13 protein-coding genes are annotated in these 20393 nt (G+C 42.8%); all 13 read right to left on the bottom strand.

All coding sequences use genetic code 11. The annotated features are described in order from the left end of the window. Positions 1-337: 337 nt before the first annotated feature. Positions 338-967 carry a ribonuclease domain-containing protein gene (locus tag Q0Y46_RS07410; protein ID WP_297946258.1) on the bottom strand — a complete coding sequence of 210 codons (630 nt, stop codon included), beginning with the start codon at positions 965-967 and terminating at the stop codon, positions 338-340. Between the two features lie 37 nt (positions 968-1004). Continuing rightward, a complete protein-coding gene (locus tag Q0Y46_RS07405) occupies positions 1005-3344 on the bottom strand; it encodes a DUF4419 domain-containing protein (RefSeq protein WP_297946255.1) in 2340 nt (779 codons plus the stop codon). Positions 3345-3419: 75 nt separating this feature from the next. Further along, entirely contained in the window at positions 3420-4124 is a 705-nt protein-coding gene (locus tag Q0Y46_RS07400; protein ID WP_295682765.1) for an ORF6N domain-containing protein, read from the bottom strand. A gap of 12 nt (positions 4125-4136) precedes the next feature. Beyond that, positions 4137-4310 (bottom strand): hypothetical protein, encoded by a 174-nt coding sequence (locus tag Q0Y46_RS07395; RefSeq protein WP_158213015.1) that lies wholly within the window; start codon positions 4308-4310, stop codon positions 4137-4139. Between the two features lie 280 nt (positions 4311-4590). After that, positions 4591-6636 (bottom strand): DNA helicase RecQ, encoded by a 2046-nt coding sequence (gene recQ / locus Q0Y46_RS07390; RefSeq protein WP_297946250.1) that lies wholly within the window; start codon positions 6634-6636, stop codon positions 4591-4593. Positions 6637-6640: 4 nt separating this feature from the next. Next, entirely contained in the window at positions 6641-7345 is a 705-nt protein-coding gene (locus tag Q0Y46_RS07385; protein WP_297946248.1) for a SprT family zinc-dependent metalloprotease, read from the bottom strand. Beyond that, positions 7338-10562, bottom strand: a complete 3225-nt coding sequence (locus Q0Y46_RS07380; protein ID WP_297946245.1) for an HsdR family type I site-specific deoxyribonuclease — start codon at positions 10560-10562, stop codon at positions 7338-7340. The genes Q0Y46_RS07385 and Q0Y46_RS07380 overlap by 8 nt, the downstream gene beginning before the upstream one ends. A gap of 23 nt (positions 10563-10585) precedes the next feature. Continuing rightward, positions 10586-12571, bottom strand: coding sequence for an AAA family ATPase (locus Q0Y46_RS07375; RefSeq protein WP_297946242.1), 1986 nt, complete (start codon positions 12569-12571; stop codon positions 10586-10588). 13 nt (positions 12572-12584) lie between these two features. Beyond that, positions 12585-13706, bottom strand: coding sequence for a restriction endonuclease subunit S (locus tag Q0Y46_RS07370; protein ID WP_297946239.1), 1122 nt, complete (start codon positions 13704-13706; stop codon positions 12585-12587). Further along, a complete protein-coding gene (locus Q0Y46_RS07365) occupies positions 13706-15853 on the bottom strand; it encodes a P-loop NTPase fold protein (protein WP_297946236.1) in 2148 nt (715 codons plus the stop codon). The genes Q0Y46_RS07370 and Q0Y46_RS07365 overlap by 1 nt, the downstream gene beginning before the upstream one ends. Next, positions 15843-17600 carry an ATP-binding protein gene (locus tag Q0Y46_RS07360; RefSeq protein ID WP_297946233.1) on the bottom strand — a complete coding sequence of 586 codons (1758 nt, stop codon included), beginning with the start codon at positions 17598-17600 and terminating at the stop codon, positions 15843-15845. Before Q0Y46_RS07360 ends, Q0Y46_RS07365 begins: the two co-directional genes overlap by 11 nt. Positions 17601-17609: 9 nt before the next feature. Further along, complete coding sequence (locus tag Q0Y46_RS07355; protein WP_297946229.1) at positions 17610-19178, bottom strand: type I restriction-modification system subunit M; 1569 nt, start codon at positions 19176-19178, stop codon at positions 17610-17612. Then, entirely contained in the window at positions 19175-19795 is a 621-nt protein-coding gene (locus Q0Y46_RS07350) for a restriction endonuclease subunit S (protein ID WP_297946226.1), read from the bottom strand. Before Q0Y46_RS07350 ends, Q0Y46_RS07355 begins: the two co-directional genes overlap by 4 nt. Positions 19796-20393: the final 598 nt, after the last annotated feature.

Here is a 20393-nt window from a genome sequence, read left to right as displayed (position 1 = left end):
GAACGTCGCTATTGGGCGGCATTTTGACAGGCTGTTGCAATTATGCTGAAAAACAGCGCACAACATGCCCTTGCTTATTTGTTATGTATTGAGATTTTCCACGCCTTGCGCGGAATGGGATGATCTTGCAATCCTGTTGGCGGGGGCTTTCCCCGGCGTTACTTGCCACTCTTTCGAGTGAACTCGAGTAGGTCGTGTTCCTACCAGCTATCCAACAGAACCATCAAGAAGGTTGATGGGCCCCGCCGCGAATGCACGTACGGACCCGAAGGTCTATGTCGACTGTCACGAGGATTATCGAATATCGGCTATAATATATACAAATAAGCAGTTTGCGTCAAGGCATTTCAAATTCTTTAAATGACTTGTAATGATCGCTCGTAAAATAGATAACGCAACCCGAAGCATAAACAAGTCGTTTATTTCCTCGGCTCGAATCAAAATATTCTACGTCCGCTTCGTGGTAACTTCCGTTCGGCAACAGGCCTTCGCGATTTTCAAAAACATCGCCGCCGATCATCACACCGATTGTTGTCCACGGATTAAAATTCCATTTCTCGAAAGTTTTCCCTGTTTTAGATTCGTACAAGGACTTGCCTTCGTTTTTACCAACATAGTTGCCCGGCAACTTATCGAACTTGCAGAGGTAAGCGGCAACGGAATCTTTGGTCGTGTACAAACCAGATTCTTCCACTGCCTCGTAAATTGATTTCAATGCAATGCTGGACGAAGTTTCTATTTGTTCGCTGCTTGAAGAAACTTTTTTGCTGCTGGACGATGACGCTTCTTTTTTTGACGAAGATGATTTTTCTTTCTTGCTAGATGAAGACGACTTGCTTGACGAAGATGACTTGCTTGACGATGTCAGCTCAACTTCATCAGATTCGTCGTCTGAAACCGTCGGCGTGGAGCATGCGACGAGGAACGCGGCGAACAGAAAGGCAAGGGAAATCTTCAAGGTTTTCATATTTCTAAATATAATAAATAGGCGGAACTCTTCAACTTTACTTCTCTTCTACAAAGCACGGCGGAATTTTGAGTTTTACGACTTGCGATATCGGGAGATTATACCGATCATCATATACGTCATGACGCTTGTTAAAATACTCATTGATATAGGTAGGAGCAACGCTTTCACTAGCCCCCACTTTTTTATTGTGTTCTATGCATTCATAGCGAACAACACCGCCGGTCGCAAGATCTTTAGAGAATTTAATCTCGCTGCAAAGTTTTTTCTCTGCAGACGGCGTTCCGACAATATCGACTGAATCTTTGGCTTCCAGCCCATTCTGTTTGCAGACCATGTGGTAATCTCTTGTAAAAGTAAGATGTATCTTGATGAAATCTACAATTCCTTGAGCAATTTCGTCATTGCCGACATCCGTATGAACTTTCGGAGGCATATAACCGTAATGTAGCACATCCCTCAATTCCATTTTAAAATTTCTATTGGAATCAGGCGTCAAAGACAAAGCAACATAATCATCCACACGCCCTTTTTCTTTATAGCCCATCCCTGCATCTGCGGATAAATTAAAATCATCTTTATAATAGCGATACAACAATCTCTTGAGTCGCCAACCCATGGAATTATTCAAGGCTCGGATTATCCCAGTTTTAAATTCACTCATTTCTAGACCAATCCTAAGAGTTGTTCCTTCTTTAAGGACAACCGTATCCACAAGAATTTCAATATCCAATTTCGGGAGGGATTTTTCATTTTCAAATTCCTTGACCTCGCCATCAATAGCGACATTTCGTTCTTTAAAGAACGATTCAATACGCTTTTTGTTTTTTATTACAGCCACCCCCTGAAGGGTAAGAATTCCACCGGCATTCATTTCAGGAAAAACGAAGTACTGCAAGTGGTCCAACAACTTCCCATCTTTAAACAAATTGACTGACAAAAGCGATTTATATCTTTTATCAAAATCAGACCAAGAGTGATCCATATATTCTTCATCGTAGTTTGATGACTTTATAAATTTTTCAATTTCATTGGGATCATGTGTCGCAAACGCCAAACCGTTCTTGTCATAGATATTCATTGAATCCGAAATGGCCAACATCTCTAGCAAACGATGCGGTTTTCCGGGGATGTATGTCAATGTATCCGCAACATTCTTTATATCGCACCAGCCACACTGCGAACGCAATGCGTATCCCCTCGCAGCCTTCAGCATTTTCGAAGCCGTATCCACCTGAATTCCGATAAATCCCGTATAAAGTTTCAATGGGATATCCTGGCCTAGATATTTCCATTCAACATCAACAGAAGTAACAACATTTGGCAATTCTTCGAAATCAACATCACTCTCCCAATCCGTACGTTTTTTAAATTCCATTTTATCAGAAAATCCCATCAAGTACGGATAGAACTTGGAAAACCATCCATTGAACTCGGGATTTCCACAGCCTTCAGGATCATATAGTTTATAGATGCCTTTCCAAAAAGCGATAGAACTTTGTCCGTCAAAAACTTTGACAAATTCATCAAGAATGGGGTTTAATTGTTGTGACCACCATTCCATATCAAGGCGAGTTGCAAGCTTGTTAAAGGAATCCCTCAACAAGCTCCAGTCCTCTTTAGTGCCATTTATCTTTATTTTCGGAATCCCGCATAAAGTATAGGAAGAATACGTATAATATTCAGACGCTATCGCCATAACCATGGAACGGGAAATATTATAATCGACAGGACTTGTAGTCGAAAATTTCGTCCGCAACGGAGCGCCCGTTTCTGCAGGTAATTTTTCTTGAAGCTTGTCGAAAAAATCAGAAATGACACCAAACCATTCTTCGTGCGTAGATTCCTGTGTCAGCCAATCCGCCTGAACTTTAATATGCGTATCAACATCAGGCCCAACAAACCGGTCTTTCAAAGCATCGCTATTACTCTTCACATGCAAACGAAATCCATCCAGAATCAAAAGCCAGATATCATCAGGACTGATTTCCATATCATAATGTTTGGCATAGGCCAAAGCGACCAAATCTATAAAAGTCGGCTTTTGGGAATGGCCCTTTACAAATGGGCTTATAGAATCAGAATAGGCATAGAAAATTTTAGTTTCACGAGACTTCTCTTGGTGCCAACTTGCAAAATATTCCGCAAAGCCCCCGCGCACTACAGGAACAGTTTCTTCGCGGAACGCGCTGTCGTGCACGGTTGTATCGACAATCATTGCGTAAGCGCTCGTGTCACGGACAAAACCATAAATTTGATGCGAAAAATTCATCGGTTTATTCGCTTGCTTACTATCGCAAGAGAGCAGGACGCTTGCGACAAGGAATGTCGAGAGCAGTAACGTGAGGCTGCAAAGAATTTTCTTATGATTCAACATACTTTAAATATATGAAATCTCTCAATTGTTTTTGCAATGGTGTCTTTCAAATCAAGTAAGGTTGGTTGCTGCGAATTAGGTCAAGTTTGTCAAAATGGCGGGAAAAAAAGACAAATCCACATAACCGTCTATAAGAATGATTTCTTTTTTCGCCGTCTTGATGATGTCTTGGAAGAATGCATAGGCATCAAAGATTTGCCCTTTGAAGAACACCCCCTCCTTTGCCTTTTTAGGATTAGAATCCAATTCATTGAATATTTTAGAAAAATTCTCGTCAATCTTCTTGAATTTCTGATCATGTTCAACAAGTTTTGTATCAACCTTGGATTCAAAAGCATTTAAACGCCCGACAAGACCCATATTGTGACGCAGATAATGGCGCATCTGAACAAACGCGTTCATGATCTCGATGCTGACCTTAATAGCCCTTTCGCTACGAAGAACCGCCGAAAGCATCGCAACGCCCTGCTCGGTAAAAGCATAAGGGAGGTATTTGGTATGTCGTCCACGTTGGTCCCCGACATTTTCTATGGTCACAAGTTGTGACCATAAAGATTTCTTTACATTCTGATATTCATCCGACGACAATTGAAACATAAACTGATCTGGGAAACGTTCGGGATTTCTCTTCACAGCCTGATTCAGCGCCTTTATTTCTACACCATATATTTCCGCCAAATCACGGTCAAGCAAAACCTGAACATCGCGAATGACCACGATTTTATTCGCTATTTTGGAAGCGGCCAACGGATTTGAAACGATGATTTCTTGTTTCTTCATTTTCACCTCCTTTTAACCTCTCGGGTAACGTAGTTTCGCACCGCATTTTGGGCAACGCAGAATCAGTTCCTTAAGCCGCTTGATTTCAGCATCTTTTTCTTCTAGCACCTTGGCAAAATCCCCGATGGCGTTGTTAGCACCGCGATTCGGGCCTCCGTTGAATTTTCCAAAAATTTCATCGAACATGATATCTCCTTATAAATTTTAGTTGAACGTCGCTATTGGGCGGCATTTTGACAGGCTGTTGCAATTATGCTGAAAAACAGCGCACAACATGCCCTTGCTTATTTGTTATGTATTGAGATTTTCCACGCCTTGCGCGGAATGGGATGATCTTGCAATCCTGTTGGCTCTTGAAAAGCCGCGAATGCACGTACGGACCCGAAGGTCTATGTCGACTGTCACGGGGATTATCGAATATCAGCTACAATATATACAAATAGGTTGGCTGCGTCAAGGGAATTCGCTAATCTACAATTCCCAATTTTCTTAGCCGGGAACGAATCGCTCCATTTCCACGTCCCATTTTTTTAGAAAGCTCACTTGTTGTCAATCCTTGATTGTACAGCTGTTCCAGTTTTAAGTCATCTTCTTCGCTCCAAGGCTCATATGCTTTGGCATACAGCCGCTTCTGAAATTCCATATGGGACATGCCGTTATCCTGCTGAATAGTATCGTGCGATATTTGCAACGAACGCCCGGAGTTGCCAAGAAAATCCGTAATCGCGTCAACAAATCGTTGACCGAATTTTTCAATTTTCTTTTCTCCAAAACCGAATACGCCATACAAGTCTTCGATGGACAGCGGAGGCGTGCTAGACAGCTCTTTTAAAGTTTTGTCCGAAAGTACAACATAAGCAGGCCAGTTGTTCTCATCGGCAATTTCTCTGCGCAACTTTCGTAATGCTTCAAATAAGCCGTCATCAGCGGCAACACTTTCGTCAAAATCCGAATGAACGAATTCCTTCTTTTTTCGTTTCCGATCTTTTTCCGGTTCCGTCCTATCAGGAACAGCCAACTCAGCGATTTTCTTTCCCGAAAGGACTTCTTTACCGCTACCGGTGATTTTTAAATGATTGGATTCATTGTAGGCAATTTCGACAAATCCCAAATGCAACATTTGCAATAGATAATCATGCCAATCTTTCAAGGTGACATCGGCTCCCGCACCGAACGTCTTTATTTTATCATATCCATTCTGCACAATTTCTTCATCATTGAAGCCTTTGAGAATTTGCGCCGTCATCGAGAAACCGATTTGCTCGTTCGTACGCTTTATGGCAGAAAGAGCCTTCTGCACCAAGATGGTCCCGTCAAAGCGGCGTGGCGGATTTTTGCAGACATCGCAATTTCCACAGTTTTCGCTATCACTTTCACCGAAGTAATTCAGTAAAATTCGGCGACGGCAAATCAACGATTCCGCATATTCCTGCATTCTGTCAAGTTTTTCGGAGTTGATTTCCTTTTGTCCGCTTTCATTTACGAACCCACGAAGCGTCACGATATCTTGATAACTATAAAACAGAACCGTTTCTGAAGGCAAACCGTCTCGCCCTGCGCGGCCAATTTCCTGATAAAAACTTTCAATACTTTTAGGCAGATTGTAATGTATTACAAAACGGACGTTGCTTTTATCTATTCCCATGCCAAACGCGATGGTCGCGCAAACCACATCAATCTTGTCATTTATAAAATCTTCTTGTACAACATTTCGTTCTTCTGACGACATTCCTGCATGATACGCTCTCGCAGCAACACCTGCATCACACAAAATTTCAGCAACTTTTTCCGTATTCTTTCTGGAAAGGCAATAAATAATGCCCGATTCATTCGCATGCCTTTTGATAATGGAAAGAATTGCCTTCGTTTTCTCTTTACCCGTATATCCACGGCGTACATCTAAACTCAAGTTCGGCCTATCAAACGAGCTGATAAAAACTTTATATGAATTTAAGCGTAATTGTTTGACAATGTCTTCTTTAGTCAGTTTGTCTGCCGTGGCCGTCAACGCCATTATACATGCTTGCGGAAAATCATCGTGTAAATTTCCGAGCTGGGTGTATTCCGGACGGAAATCATGTCCCCATTGAGAGATACAATGCGCCTCATCAATCGCAAACAAGGGAACGTGTAAATTTTGCCGCATCCAAGGAATTTCTCTTTGCAGGCGTTCTGGTGAAATATACAGAATCTTTAGCCGCCCTGATTTTGCTTGCGTCCGGATTTTGAAATTCTCTTCTTCGTTGTTGTTGCTATTGAGAGCAGCTGCGGCAATGCCGCTAGCATTTAAGGCATCCACCTGGTCTTTCATCAAAGAAATAAGCGGAGATACAACCACCGTTGTCCCTTCAAGAATCAAAGCGGGAATCTGATAGCAAAGGGATTTTCCTCCGCCAGTCGGCATTAATACAAGTGAATCGCAATGTTCGAGAACATTCGCTATTATATCTTCTTGCATCGGGCGAAAGGAACTGTAGCCAAAGACTGTTTTCAGAATTTCAAGTGGAGTCATCTTTTTACCCCTGCAAGTTTTCCAGCTTCTGTTTCCGTTTTTCCCAGTCGGGCATACGGGTTTCCAGCAGACGATAGAACTTTTTATCGTGGTTCGGGTATTTCAGGTGACACAATTCATGCACCACAACATACTCGATACATTCCTTCGGAGCGGCAATCAGCTTTGTATTTAAGGTCAATATACCGCCTTTAGAGAGCGAACCCCAGCGGGTTTTCATGTCGCGGATTTGCAGGCGAGGAGACGTAGAAGAATGCGAAAAACGAGCCATACAAGCCAAAAAAACATTCTCGAACTGCACCTTGGCACGTTCACGCAACCATTCGTCAAGAATTTTCTTCACGATTGCGGGGCGAACATCCGCAGAAACAACCCTAATGAACCCGCCATCGATTTTCACCAAGCGTTCTTTACCTTTTTCGATTTTTAATCGATAACGGCGTCCCAAATACAAGTGCGTCTCGCCTCCAAGATATTGCCTTGGAGGAGGCGCTTTAGGAAATTTCGCAAACCAGTCCTGCTTTTCAACAATCCACGGAGCCTTTTTCTGCACCTTCTGCGCGATTGCTTCGAGCTTCGCCCCCTGCGGAGCCCGTATCTGCACAGCACTATCCGGCATTACAGAGATTTCCAGAGTCTTGCGGCGGCAGAATTCAACCGCGTACGCAATCTCTCGGTCTCCATATTTAACAACGCCCAACTCATTCATGCGAACGCCGCCTTGCCACATTCATAATTTTCTCTTCTAGAGAATCAATGTCCGCATTCGACCAGCCAAAGCGCTCCCGGACACAAATATTATCGAATAACAATGTATCCAAATCGTCTCGCACCCTGTTTTGTGCGTCCTGATCGTTCCAGAATTGCACCTTGTGATGTTTTTTCAATGATTCAACAACAAATAAGGCTGTTTCAACAGCAAGTTGTTTGGCTTTTGACGCTTCGCACTTTTTTCCATACAAGAATGCTGTCAACGCGACGCCATAATATGCGGCAGCATCTTCGTTTTCACTGATTTCTGCCGGAACGTCTTCGCGTTTCTTGCTTTTGAAATTTTCCTCCAATCCTTTCACCTTAGAGAAATACTCATCTTCCGACATCTTTCCCGTCTGGAAACTATCGATGACATCTTGAATCATCTTCGAGAACTTAGTGTAAAAAGCGGGATCTTCTTCCATTTTCTCGGTAATAGTCTTCTTAAGTGCATGGGCAATGGCATCGGCACTGGAAGCCTTGCTGCGGGTATCGTAACCGGCAACCTTATCGTGAACAGAGCTGAATCCTTTACTCAAAATATCCACGGGAGCCACAGTTTGCACCACGTTATCCGACTGGATGTGCGTATCGAGCAACTTCTTGATTTTCGGCTCATACTCACTGTAATCCACATCGTCGGCATAGCGGTGCTTTACAGACACGCGCATATCCGAGAACATCTTGAATTCCCTGCGGAGCCGCGTCATATCTTCGGCTGGGGTCTTTTCTAGGAACTTCTGCGATGACATTGCGATACTTAGGCACTTTCCAAAATCACGCAGCGCCTTGTAGAAATCGTTACGGCGTTTTTCATCGGCCAGGTGGCGCTCCATCTGTTCGGGGTCGGCCTTGTTCTTGACTCCCTTGAAAACATCCCACAGATTAGAACGCAGTTGCGGCAACTTGTCCACTTGTTCCGACACATCGGTCAGCAAGCCTTCCAAATCTTCTGGGTCAAAGCCTTCCAGCGCCTTGTACATCACAAGGGCCGTATCCAGGTTGTCGCGCACGTTGGCGTAGTCTACGATATAGCCGAAATCCTTCTTTTTGCCGTTTTCCTCGAACAAGCGGTTCACGCGGGCAATCGCCTGCAAAAGCGTATGTTCCTTGAGCGTGCGGCAAAGGTACAGAACGGTGTTGCGTTCGGCATCAAAACCCGTCAGCAACTTGTCACAGACAATCAGGATTTCCGGCTTACCTGGGCCCTTGAAACCATCAATAATCGACTTATTATACGAATCCTCGTCGCCATAGCGATCCATCATCTTTGTCCAGAATTTCGTCACTCGGCTAGTCGGTTCTTCGCCCACTTCCGAATAGCCTTCGCGCTCATCGGGGCCCGAAATGACAACTTCAGAACTCACGAAACCAATTTCATCCAAGAATTCATGGTACAGAATAGCCGTTTCCTTGCTCGGTGCGACAAGTTGTGCCTTGAACGGAGTCCCCTGCCAGTTTGTACGGAAATGCTCGCTGATATCAAACGCACGCATATACACGACGCGTTCTGCCTTGTTCAGCATCTCGGCCCGTGCATATTTCTTCTTAAGGTCGGCCTTCTGCTTCTCATTCAGCCCCGCTGTAAAACGGTCAAACCAAAGGTCTATTGCAGCCTTGTCTTGCTTGAGTTCTGCGTGGCGACCCTCGTAAAGCAAAGGCACCACGGCGCCATCTTCGTTCGCCTGCTGGATAGTGTAACTCGGCTTGAGCATCCCGCCGAACTTGCCGAAACTGTTCTTTTCCTTCTTCATCAGCGGCGTGCCCGTAAAGCCGATATAGCAGGCATTCGGGAGCATCTGCTTCATACGCGCATGCAAGCTCTTGTATTGCGTACGGTGCGCTTCGTCCACTAGCAAAAAGATGTTATTTGATTTTTCAACATATTGGCGTTTGTTCAGCGCCTTGTCAAACTTGTTGATAACGGTCGTTATCACGGCAGAATTGTCCGACGCCATAAGGTTGAGCAAATTCTCACCCGATGTAGCCTTGATGACCTCCGCACCACAATTTTTGAAGGTGTCGCATATTTGCGAATCCAATTCCTTGCGGTCGGTAACTAGTACAACTCGCGGATTCTTGATATTACAATCGGGATCATATGTCGAATCCAGCACGATTCCGCGAGCAAGCATCACCATCGAAAGTGACTTGCCCGACCCCTGCGTATGCCACACCAGACCGCCCTTGCGCTTATTTTCGTTATCAATATTCCGAATACGTTTTAACGCCGAATGGACCACAAAGAACTGTTGGTAGCGGGCAATCTTCTTTATCCCCTCATCGAACAGGGTAAAGCGATAGGCGATTTCGAGCAAGCGTTCCGGCTTGCACAGGCAATAAATCAACCTGTCCTGTTCCGTCACCACGCGCTTTGTCTGCGGATTATTCTTGCGGAATGGCGCCAGTTTCGGCACCGAGAAAATCCTATCTTCATCTTCAGCAGAGACCTTTTTGTTAATCGCAGCTTCGATTTCCTTATCCTTGATTTCAAGTTCATGCCAAAGGTTCCAGAACTTTTCGGGAGTCCCCACGGTGGAATAAGTCGCAGCGTTCATGCTCACCGACAAAAGTGTTTGGCAAAAAACAAACAACCCCGGAATATATTCATCGCCCTGGTTGCGAATCATCTGGGAAATGCCCTGCTTGATTCCTTCTTCGGGCGACTTGTTCTCGATGACAGCAAACGGGATTCCGTTCACAAAAAGCACGATATCAGGGATAACACGGGCATTGGATTTCGAACACTCCACATCGAATTCGGCAACCATATGGAACACATTGTTCGCCGGTTCCTGCCAGTCGATATAGCGAATGTCGTAACTGCGCTTGTCGCCCTCGACAGATTCTTCTTCGGATTGCGGGAGCGTTAACAGGTCATATATCTTTGCATTCGTACGCACCAAGCCATCGTACTGCATGTTCTTGAGCTTCAGGATGGCGTTACGCAAATTCTCTTCGCTAAAGTCGCGACGGACTCCCTTGTGCGTAAACGAATTCAACTTGCGCAACTGCGAGAGCAGAATATCTTCGAGCAACACATTGGCAAGTTTACCCTTGCGCTCCAGCATCACCTCTTCGGGCGTAAGCGGCTTGAACCCGAGATTCGCCAACAACCGCATCGCCGGAATCTGCGAAGTCGGAATCTCTCTATAATCAGGCTGTTGTTGCATAAACGATTTCCTTTCACTAAATTCTAGAGAGTCTGCGGAATATCAGCAAAATACTTATCCCTAAGGATGTTTAAAACATCAGTATTAGTATCCAACAACTTGAATATGCGCTTAGTGTATTCTTTTTCAATAAATAAGGAAACAATAGATATTAACTTCTTATTGTTATATCGTCTAACGCCTTCTTCATAGTCTTTTTTAACAAGAATATTTTGCAAACGTTTTTGTTGCTCAGTAAAAAGGATATCAATTTTTCTATCTAATCGCTCACTTAGATTCCTTAAAGAGGACTTTAATTCGTCTATACATTTGTTCCTTTTCAACATATTTTCTTTAAACTGATTATTTATTGACTGCTCAGCAAATTCAACACATTGATTATCTATTTCCTGCTCTAGATTTATAAAGAACCGTTCTTTTATTTTAGCTACAGCATCTTCATCTGCATGGAAAAAATCCACAGCAGCGGTCAACAAATCCTCATCGCACAAAATATTCTCTACCTCTTGTACATCCAAGCAATATATTTTATCTTCTTTCCACGCTTCTTTTTGCTCATCTTTATGAAAATCACCATCAATTATTCCAATCGCATTATTATGATGTACATCGTTGGAACTATTAAACGCCTTGGTGTAACTTATCACTTGAATATGTCCATCAACTGGGATAACCGTATAATTCGGGAATAGCCTTGTATATAGTTTGTAATCCAAACTTGCTTTTGTCCCCTCACAGAACAAAATCGGTTTACGGCTACCGAGAAGTTCCATATACAGGATTTCAGGTATATTTTTATCCGTTGGTAATTTTTCCATTTCCCATTTGTCAGGAGCGATGAATCGCTTCATCCATATTTTTTCAGCATTATTACGTGATGCGGCAAATTCAAGATTATGCGTCAGATATATAAACTGACAATCAGGTCTTGCTTTTTCTAATTCGTCCCATAATTTTGCAATCAAAGCCAAGTGCAAATGATTCTCCGGCTCGTCAACAATGATATAGCTGTTTTCTTTTGCAGATAAAATATAAGCGATATAATAAAATACGGCTTTTTCACCATCGCTTAATTGCATAAATGGATATTCAGTTCCATCTTTTGTTAGAACGTAAATATATCCATCTTTCGTTTTTAAGCTTCGATGTTTCAGTATTTTTCCCCATAATGCGACGACTCGCTCAAGAGTTGATTCTTTCCGCTCCGTTGATTCTCCATGATAAAACTCATGAGCAAATTGATTTTCTTCTTCAAAAAGGGCATTTGTCACAACAGTTAGTTCGTTTACAATTTGATCGTCACGATCTTCTCCCTTATGTAGTTTATCTCTTCCTTGATAATTTTTTAATTCGTTCCGCCATTTATATCCAAAAGGTAGATTTTCTATTGGCCTATATAAAAAGACTTTTTGCGAAGATATGATTATCACACTACTATCTAAAACTTGTCTTGTTCTACGTGAAAATGAACTTTTCCCAGAACCATTTGCGCCAACAATTACAAAATTTTTGTCCAAATATCTAAATATTGAAAAATTATCCAAATAGCTAATAGCATGTTCTTTTTCCTTAAAATCAATCCCCAAACTTTCATCACGCAAACGGAGAATTTTATTCACAATATCATATTTTATCCTTGGATAATTTAAAGCATTTTTTAATAAATTTGCATCGAAAAGATATTGAATCAAAAATGATAAAGAACATCGGGATATTGTATTATAGAGCAAATTCAAATAATTTTTTGACCAATTACATTTCTCATCCATTTCAACATTGATGGCTAAAATTTGATCATGAATACCATTCATTTGATTTAAACGTAATGCCAAATCATCAATTTCTTTTTCGGGATTCAAAAAATCGGATCTAAAATTTTTCATCCAAGAAACAATCGTTTCTTTATTAGGTTCTAAAATAGAAGCTAACCAAACTTTTATTTGATTATATTCATTGTCGAATTTTGAAATATAATCTTTTATTTTTTTTATTAAATCTTCATTTGCCATAGTATTCCTCTCCTTATTTCACTCGCCATTGTCCGGTGAGGAGTTTTTGCATCAAGCCTTGTTTCTGCTTTTTGTAGTTTTCGAGTTGCTGTTTGAGAAGAGAAATTTCTTCATCAAGCGATTTAAAATAGACTGCATGTTTCTTTTGCTCTTCAAGACTAGGACAAAGAATGCTTTTTAGCATTAACGCAGAGAAATGTCTTTTATACCCTTCCGGAATAACAGGATTCGCTTTTATTGCATAATATATATAAGTGGGATCATAACCATCTTTCGCAGATAATATTTTTATTCCGTCCGCACCTTGCGCAAACGGCATATGCATTATTTTCAACGCACAAGTGTGATCTCCAAAAATTATTAAAGGTCTGTTTATTTTCAGCACGCTAGATTCATCATTTGTCCACCCTGCAATTAAATCCTTAGATTGGTCAACTATTGGATATTTACCACTATTCAAATAAGAATCTTGATGGATTTTAGATGGTGGCGTTACACTCTTTAATATTTCTGTCAAAGGGATTTCTTTCCATTTTAACGCAATCCCTTTTTCAAGTAAGTTCTGTCTTAAAACGATGTTAAGCTCATTTTCCTTCGCTTCGATGAGCTTTTCCATTTTTTCGATGGCGGAGTCCCAGACCGAAAGCGTCGCCGCAATCTTCTTCTGTTCTTCAACCGGTGGCAACGAAAAATCGTATGTTTGCAACACTTGGGCATTAATATTTGACTGTCCAATAGCATCTGTTCTTACTGATTTACAGAATTCAGCGAATCTCTTTGAATTCATACAATAATTCACATAATAGGGATCGCATTCGTTATTTACCTTCAAACGAATTAAATAACCCGCAAAAATGGAAGGACGTTCACCACGATAAATTGAAGTCTTTCCAACTTTATCTCGTGAATTAGTTCTATTAAAAAGAATATCGCCCTTTTTCAGTTCATATTTAGCGTATTCTTCTTCTGATGAGGAATATACAAGATCATCCCATACCAAATAGCCATTTTCAAGATTGCCCATTCTAAGGACAGGGTATTTTCCAATAGCATCAGATTTTGCAGCCGTGCCATAATCAACAGCCGTCAAAATATCTCCTAGCTTCACTTTTTTCCATCCATTAGGCAGCATCATTAGCCCTTCTCCTCTTTTTCGAATAAGCCTTGAATATTTTCTATTTCTTCTACTTTCTTGACCATCTGTTTTAACGCAAAAGTACTCGGCAAAGGGATTTCGCCTTTTTGATTAATTCGATTTAAACAAGCGTCCTTCAAATTGGCTAAAAATACTTTTTCTTTTTCCATATCATAGCCACTAGGCACATTAAAATAACGATGTCTCATTATTTTGAGAATTTCGCCTTTTTTATATCGCTCAAGTTTTGAGAAACCCTCAACAAATTTTTCAGCATCAACCATGCTCCATTGAAATTCTGTGACCTTATACGATATATTCCGGATTATGCTACACGCAGAATCAAATTCATATACATCATCAGATATCAGGTTCCTATAGAATTGTTCTTTTTCTTCCTGAAAGGGGTTCTCTCTTTCACTACAAATCTTTATCAATCTTTCTCTAAACGCTATTAACTTTTCAATGCAATCGTCTGATGGACTGTAATTTTGTTTTATATCTTCAACACTAAGAATTTCGCCAAATTCAATACTTTCCGAATATTTGTCCAAATATTCGTTCATTTCTTTCACTACGGACTGTTTGTTATTTGAGCTATAGTCTTCAGATATTGTGTATAGCACAACAAACACAACCATCAATGAGGCAGAATCATTCAAAGTGCCATTTTTTAGTGCGTTTTTTACCGCAACATAGGCTTCTTGAGCTTCTTTATCGCTCAAACTCCACCAATGATACAATTGGCGAATTAAATAAGCATCTCTTCCGCCAAACCAAGCTGACGAATTTATTTCAGCAACTATTTTCTCCCTATCAAAAAAAGAATCAACAAGCCATTTTTGCATAGGAAAGTTTTCAATCTTATCCATTTTATAACATACATTAGAAAAACAATCCCATGCAGTTAGCGAATTTTTTTCAGCAGGATATTCTCTTTCACCAAATTTCAATCCGACAAAAAAATAACGAGATACTTCTATTTGGTTGGGATCAAACAATCCAAGCCAGCAACCATAGCGCATTGCAAAGAAATATCGAATAAAATATTTATCAAAGCCTCTTTCTTTTGATTTTTTTGAAAAAATGAGATCTCCTAATTGAGGACAGAAATAGGCACACAGATGATTAAAGTCTTTTATAGTTTGTCTCAATGCCCGATAATTTCGGTTCGGCATTTTCTGTACATATTCCTTCATCTGTTCTTGATCAAATTTTTTCTGTTCAGAATCATTAAACGAGAAATCGTCTTTTTTCTCAAGATATTTTTGTTTTGCATTGTCAAAACAGGCAAATAAATCATAAATACATTCTCGATTTTCCCACCAAATTTTCTTCACATCGTCATTTACATCTAAGCACCCACATTCAGGAGACAGCCAAGCGTTAATGACATCCTCTACAGAAGTCTGTATTTGAAAAATTTTCCCAATAACTTTTTCTTGTGTACTAGATAAATTTTGCAGAGTCTTCTTATCATCCGGTTGTGATTGAGCTTCTTCCCACTTATCTTTGTCGGCGAGTAAAATGCATGGGACATGCAAATGCTCAATATATTCATTTAAATATCCAAACAATTCGCATGGTTTCATATCCGCGCGTTCTAAATCATCAAAAACTACGACCAAGCGCTTATACTCTTTTTCATTTACCTTTATATTCTCTAAAAACCTACTAGAAAAGAACTTTAAAGAATCCCCAACAGTCTTTCCCGTTGCAACACCAGTCGGAATAGCTAAAGGAGCGGCGGAACCGCCTGTAGCGAAAGTCGCTGTCGTAGCCACAATTGTTCCTACAGCAATCCCTGCCAAATTACTTACCAATGAAATTGCATCCGGCAAGTACTCAAGTTTTTTTGAGTTGATCTTTGGGCGAAAAATACGTTCTATTTTTTTATTGATATCTTCACGTGTTTTTACTCCAAACAGGCTAACATAAACAACCGTATATTTTTTAAAGCCCGTCAACCAATTGATTTTCTTGACAAAATTTTTTCTTACAGCACCCTGTTTTTCTAAAAAATGCCTAATAAAATATGTCTTGCCAGAGCCCCAACAGCCTGTAATCAACACAGCATAATCGGGAGACTGCTCTTTGTTCAGGTAGTAGTCCAGGAATTCTTCAATGTGCTTGTTGCTATTCTCCATCTCCGCCTCCGAACAAATCTAGCGTTTCAGTATCTTTTTTCTTTTTCGTGCTGTTAGTAACTTTCTTAACCGATGTCTTGTTGGCGTCAACAAAACGTCCTTTCTCGCGCACCCAGTGCCCATTCTTCGATGCACCTTCCCATACAAAGCCTAACTTTTGGAGGTCTCGCAGGATTGTCAATTTTGTTACGCCGAACATAGTCGCCAAAGCATCTTTTGATATCATAGAATTCACGCTAACAACCTGCAAAACCTTTTCGGTTCTTGATACATTCTTTTCGTTTTGAGTATCATTTAGGGCATCATTTTGACTATCACTTTGGGTATCATTTTGAGATACATTTTGGGTATCAAACCAATATCCCTTTTTAGGCGCACCTTTCCAAACATAGCCCATTTTCTTCAGATAGCGACGAACCGTAATTTCGCTTAATTCCAGTGTTTCTGCTATGGTTTTTACAGAAACACTGTTGCTTTGAACAACAAGTTCTTTTATACGGAACGCCCGCTTTTGACTATCATTTTGGCTATCACTTTGACTATCATTTTGAGGTGCATTTTGGGTAACAATTTTGCCATTTAACTTGTTCAGCGGGAAGGTCACGACCGTATACCCCGTCTGCTCGCTCCAGAAGGGTTGGGGTGAATTTTCCGCCCTGCAAGCATCCATTATGCGCTTGATACCCGAGCCCCATTTTTCCAAGTATGTAGTTTGGTATAAGACGTTCGCAAGAACTTCGTTTCGTGGGAACGACTGGTGCGACCGTTTGATCGTTTTCGGAGTCAGTTCATGTGGCAATAAACCGGGGCTTTCAATTTCTATGCGGTCATCGTAAATGGCGATGCCGATAGAGCACTGGTGAATGTCGTAATCCCTATGGCAAAGGGCATTTATTAGAGCCTCGCGCAAGGCAGCCACTGGAACATCGAGGTGTTCTTCCCTCTTGAGTCCCTTGATTTCACCGCTTAGGGACAGGTGCTTAAAGAAGAAACCCATGCCCGCATCCAACAAATCAAAAAAGTTGCCGTGGGCCTGTTGATTATCAATAAAGTAGTTCTTGTCGGTCCCCCGGAAGCGGGCCATCCGAAGTAAATATTCAAACGAGAACCTTTTTGAAAAAAGAAACACCGCAGCGTTCCTCACATTGTCGCCATCCAACAGGTTCCATTTTTTCAGTATTACTTTAATCGGCTCGTTGAGCGACCCCACGGGTATTCGTTTTTCTTCGACACCGAGGCGCACAACCCCGCGAATCGTGCCAGCGTTAAGATCCTTTATGCTATATCCTTCGGCAGTCCTCATTTCCCACGAATACTGGTGGGGCATGTTAATGCGAATCCGTTCATCAAACATGTCCCTGGGCATAGCCTTGGTGACGCTTTCTAACCTATAATACGGCTTCCCGTGGAATGTGTATGGTTTTTGCCCATAGACCCACGGATTGAACCTCAGCACGATTACCTGGAGGTTCGGCTTGCCGGGAATATCTACATATTCAATGACGGGCGTAACTGCGGGTTCGATCCCCGCCAAAGCCTGCGCGATATCGCGGCGGGTAGATTCTGAAACAATCTGCCCGACAATATTCAAGGAGGGTGTGACACCGAAAACGAGAACTCCGCCATCGGAATTCAAGAAGGCACATGCCGTATGCATACCTTCACGAAGTTCACCGGTAGATTTCTTCAACTCAACGTTCTTCGTCTCGTCTTTAGAAATCAGTTTTTTGAGTTCATCCAGTGTCATTGAATAGCCTTACCCCCGCTTTATCTCCTTCAGTTTCTGGGCCATTTGCTTGCGGACTTCGGCAAGTTCCTTTTCGAGGCGGTCGATATCCTTCTGCACGGCATCCACATCGATAGGAGCTTCTTCTTCGAAGGTATCCACATAGCGCGGGATGTTCAGGTTGAATTCGTTGCCTTCAATTTCGTCGAAAGAGGCGACATGGGCGTACTTGTCCACATTCTTGCGCTTCTTGTAGGTATTCACAATCTTTGAGATGTTTTCTTCGGAGAGTGAATTCTGTTTTTTGCCCTGCACGAATTCTCGGCTCGCGTCAATGAACAGTACGTCCTTGCGCTTTGCGTTCTTGCCGCCGATTTCACGGCTGCGGTCGAATACCAGAATCGCCACGGGAATGCTCGTGGTCGGGAAAAGGTTTTCGGGGAGGCCGATTACCGCATCCAGCAGGTTTTCGCGAATCATCGCTTCGCGGATTTTGCCTTCGGAAGAACCGCGGAACAGCACGCCGTGAGGCACCACGACAACAACACGGCCTTCGCCCGCAAGGCTCGTCTCGACCATATGCGTAATGAAGGCCCAGTCGCCCTTGCTCTTGGGCGGAACTCCACGGAAAAAACGCTTGTAGGGGTCACTTTCGGCGTTTTCTGCGCCCCATTTATCAAGGCTGAAAGGCGGATTAGCCACCACAACATTGAATTTCATCAACTTGTCCTTTTCGACAAGCATCGGACTGTTGAGCGTGTCGCCCCATTCAATGCGGGCGCTATCGGTGCTATGCAGGAACATGTTCATACGGCAAAGAGCCCACGTACTGCCGTTCGATTCCTGACCAAACAAAGCGTAGTTGCCGCTCGGCACCTGCTTTGCGCCCTGCAAAAGCAAGCCGCCCGCGCCGCACGTCGGGTCGCAAATCTTGTCGCCATCCTTCGGGGCCGCAAGTTTCGCCACGAGTTCGGTAACAACAAACGGCGTAAAAAATTCGCCCGCCTTCTTGCCCGCCTCGGCGCCAAAACGTTCCAACAGATACATATAGGTATTGCCGATGATGTCTTCGGAAACGCGGCTCGGCGACATGTCCAGCTCATCTTTGGCGAAATCCTCGAGTAACGTGCGCAGGCGACGATTGCGGTCCTTTGTCTTGCCGAGATTCGGCTCGGAATTGAAGTCGATATTGCGGAAAACACCTTCGAGCTTGAGCCTGTTCTGCGTTTCAATCTTGTCGAGAACAATGTTAATCAAGTCGCCGATATTATCTGCCGTGCGACGTTCGTAAAGGCTGTAATAGTCCGCGACAAACTTGTCGGTGACCTTGCCTTTCTCGTTCTTGATTTCCACCATCGGGAGCACAAAGCGCTCGCGTTCCAGCTTTCGGAGGATTCTCGCCTCGTCGCCGCCGTACTGTTTGCCATAAGCGTCGTAATGGTCGCGCCACACATCCGACATATACTTCAGGAACAGCATCACCAGAATGTAGTCCTTGTACTGCGCCGGATCAACCGCCCCGCGGAAGGTATCGCACGCAGCCCAAGCGGCAGCGTTGATGGCATCTTGCTTGATTTTTTCGCTTTTTACTTCACTCATAGCGACTCCAGATATTTTGAAATTTCCGTTTCTAAAATTAAGTTCTTTTGCTTGACAATTTCTGCCATAATCTCATGTTCACGACGGCCTAATTCAACGAGTTCAACGATGTTTTGTTGAGCCTGTAAACTAGGCAGTTTTATGGGCATCTGTTCCAAAACCGTCTTGCTGATGAGTGGCATGGCAGAACCCTTGGCAAATTCCTTGAAAAAAGCGGTTCCGTTAGCGCCGTTCATATACCAAACCAGATATTCGGGCAGCACCTTTTCACGGTTCACGCGGATGCGAATCATCGGGGCGACCACAAGCAAATCCTCGCCCAAGGCGGGCACAAGTGCCGAAACAAACGAGCCACCCCTTGACCTAAACACGATATCGCCCGCCACCGCAAGGTGCGAGCTGTTGTGCTTGGCGCCCTCTACACGCCGCAGCGAGCCCACATTCAACGAGCCATCCGAATCCACATCTCGCAAAAAACACGCCAACGTGCCGGATTCTCCCGGAACGCAGGTGTTGCGGAACGGATACCCCACCGAAAGCTGGGCAACATCGCGCAGCAATACCGTATGCGATTTCGACAAGCCAAGGGCGCTCTTTGACACATTTTCAAAGTCCATGCTCTAAATATAAGCAATTCTTTTTTTAAAGTCAAGATTTTTTGTAGTATTTTCAATACTAAATAAATCAAAATTATAGAAACGGCGATTTTTGAAGAAATTCAACATTTTTAAACAGGAAAAACTCATAAAATAATCGTTTTCACGTTTAAAACAGCGTAAATCAGGAGGATTCCCTTGCGAGGGGTTTTAGGGGCCGGGCCCCGGGCCCCTAGGCGAAGGGGTAGCGGAAAACGCCGAAGGCGGTTGAAGCGAGGGGAAGGCTTTCCCCCTTGTATTATCAGGACTGGATTCATCGACTTCGCTCAGAATGACACTTTTTAGTCGTTTTTCACTACCATTCTTTCGTCTTTCGTCTAAAAGCTATCTTGGCACGCTTCGCGTGCATTTAGCACGGCTCGGTCATGTCAAACCAAGCAAGCTTGGTTGCCGCGACGCTCGCCTTAAGCTAAATTTGGCCCTACCGCCAGATGTCGTATTTCTGGGGAACCGGGCGAGAACCGCCCATAAAAAGGATTATTTATGTCTCAAATCGAACTCACTTTCCCCGATGGCTCCGTACGTTCCGTAGCATCGGGCACCACCGGCCTCGAAATTG

Source organism: uncultured Fibrobacter sp. (genome assembly GCF_947305105.1).
Lineage (GTDB): Bacteria > Fibrobacterota > Fibrobacteria > Fibrobacterales > Fibrobacteraceae > Fibrobacter.
This window is presented reverse-complemented; position numbering and strand designations above follow the sequence as displayed.

Bases quoted from the DNA above. Each gene is read 5' to 3' on its own strand.
- Q0Y46_RS07410 (WP_297946258.1), bottom strand. From the start codon at position 967: ATGAAAACCTTGAAGATTTCCCTTGCCTTTCTGTTCGCCGCGTTCCTC.
- Q0Y46_RS07405 (WP_297946255.1), bottom strand. From the start codon at position 3,344: ATGTTGAATCATAAGAAAATTCTTTGCAGCCTCACGTTACTGCTCTCG.
- Q0Y46_RS07400 (WP_295682765.1), bottom strand. From the start codon at position 4,124: ATGAAGAAACAAGAAATCATCGTTTCAAATCCGTTGGCCGCTTCCAAA.
- Q0Y46_RS07395 (WP_158213015.1), bottom strand. From the start codon at position 4,310: ATGTTCGATGAAATTTTTGGAAAATTCAACGGAGGCCCGAATCGCGGT.
- recQ (WP_297946250.1), bottom strand. From the start codon at position 6,636: ATGACTCCACTTGAAATTCTGAAAACAGTCTTTGGCTACAGTTCCTTT.
- Q0Y46_RS07385 (WP_297946248.1), bottom strand. From the start codon at position 7,345: ATGAATGAGTTGGGCGTTGTTAAATATGGAGACCGAGAGATTGCGTAC.
- Q0Y46_RS07380 (WP_297946245.1), bottom strand. From the start codon at position 10,562: ATGCAACAACAGCCTGATTATAGAGAGATTCCGACTTCGCAGATTCCG.
- Q0Y46_RS07375 (WP_297946242.1), bottom strand. From the start codon at position 12,571: ATGGCAAATGAAGATTTAATAAAAAAAATAAAAGATTATATTTCAAAA.
- Q0Y46_RS07370 (WP_297946239.1), bottom strand. From the start codon at position 13,706: ATGATGCTGCCTAATGGATGGAAAAAAGTGAAGCTAGGAGATATTTTG.
- Q0Y46_RS07365 (WP_297946236.1), bottom strand. From the start codon at position 15,853: ATGGAGAATAGCAACAAGCACATTGAAGAATTCCTGGACTACTACCTG.
- Q0Y46_RS07360 (WP_297946233.1), bottom strand. From the start codon at position 17,600: ATGACACTGGATGAACTCAAAAAACTGATTTCTAAAGACGAGACGAAG.
- Q0Y46_RS07355 (WP_297946229.1), bottom strand. From the start codon at position 19,178: ATGAGTGAAGTAAAAAGCGAAAAAATCAAGCAAGATGCCATCAACGCT.
- Q0Y46_RS07350 (WP_297946226.1), bottom strand. From the start codon at position 19,795: ATGGACTTTGAAAATGTGTCAAAGAGCGCCCTTGGCTTGTCGAAATCG.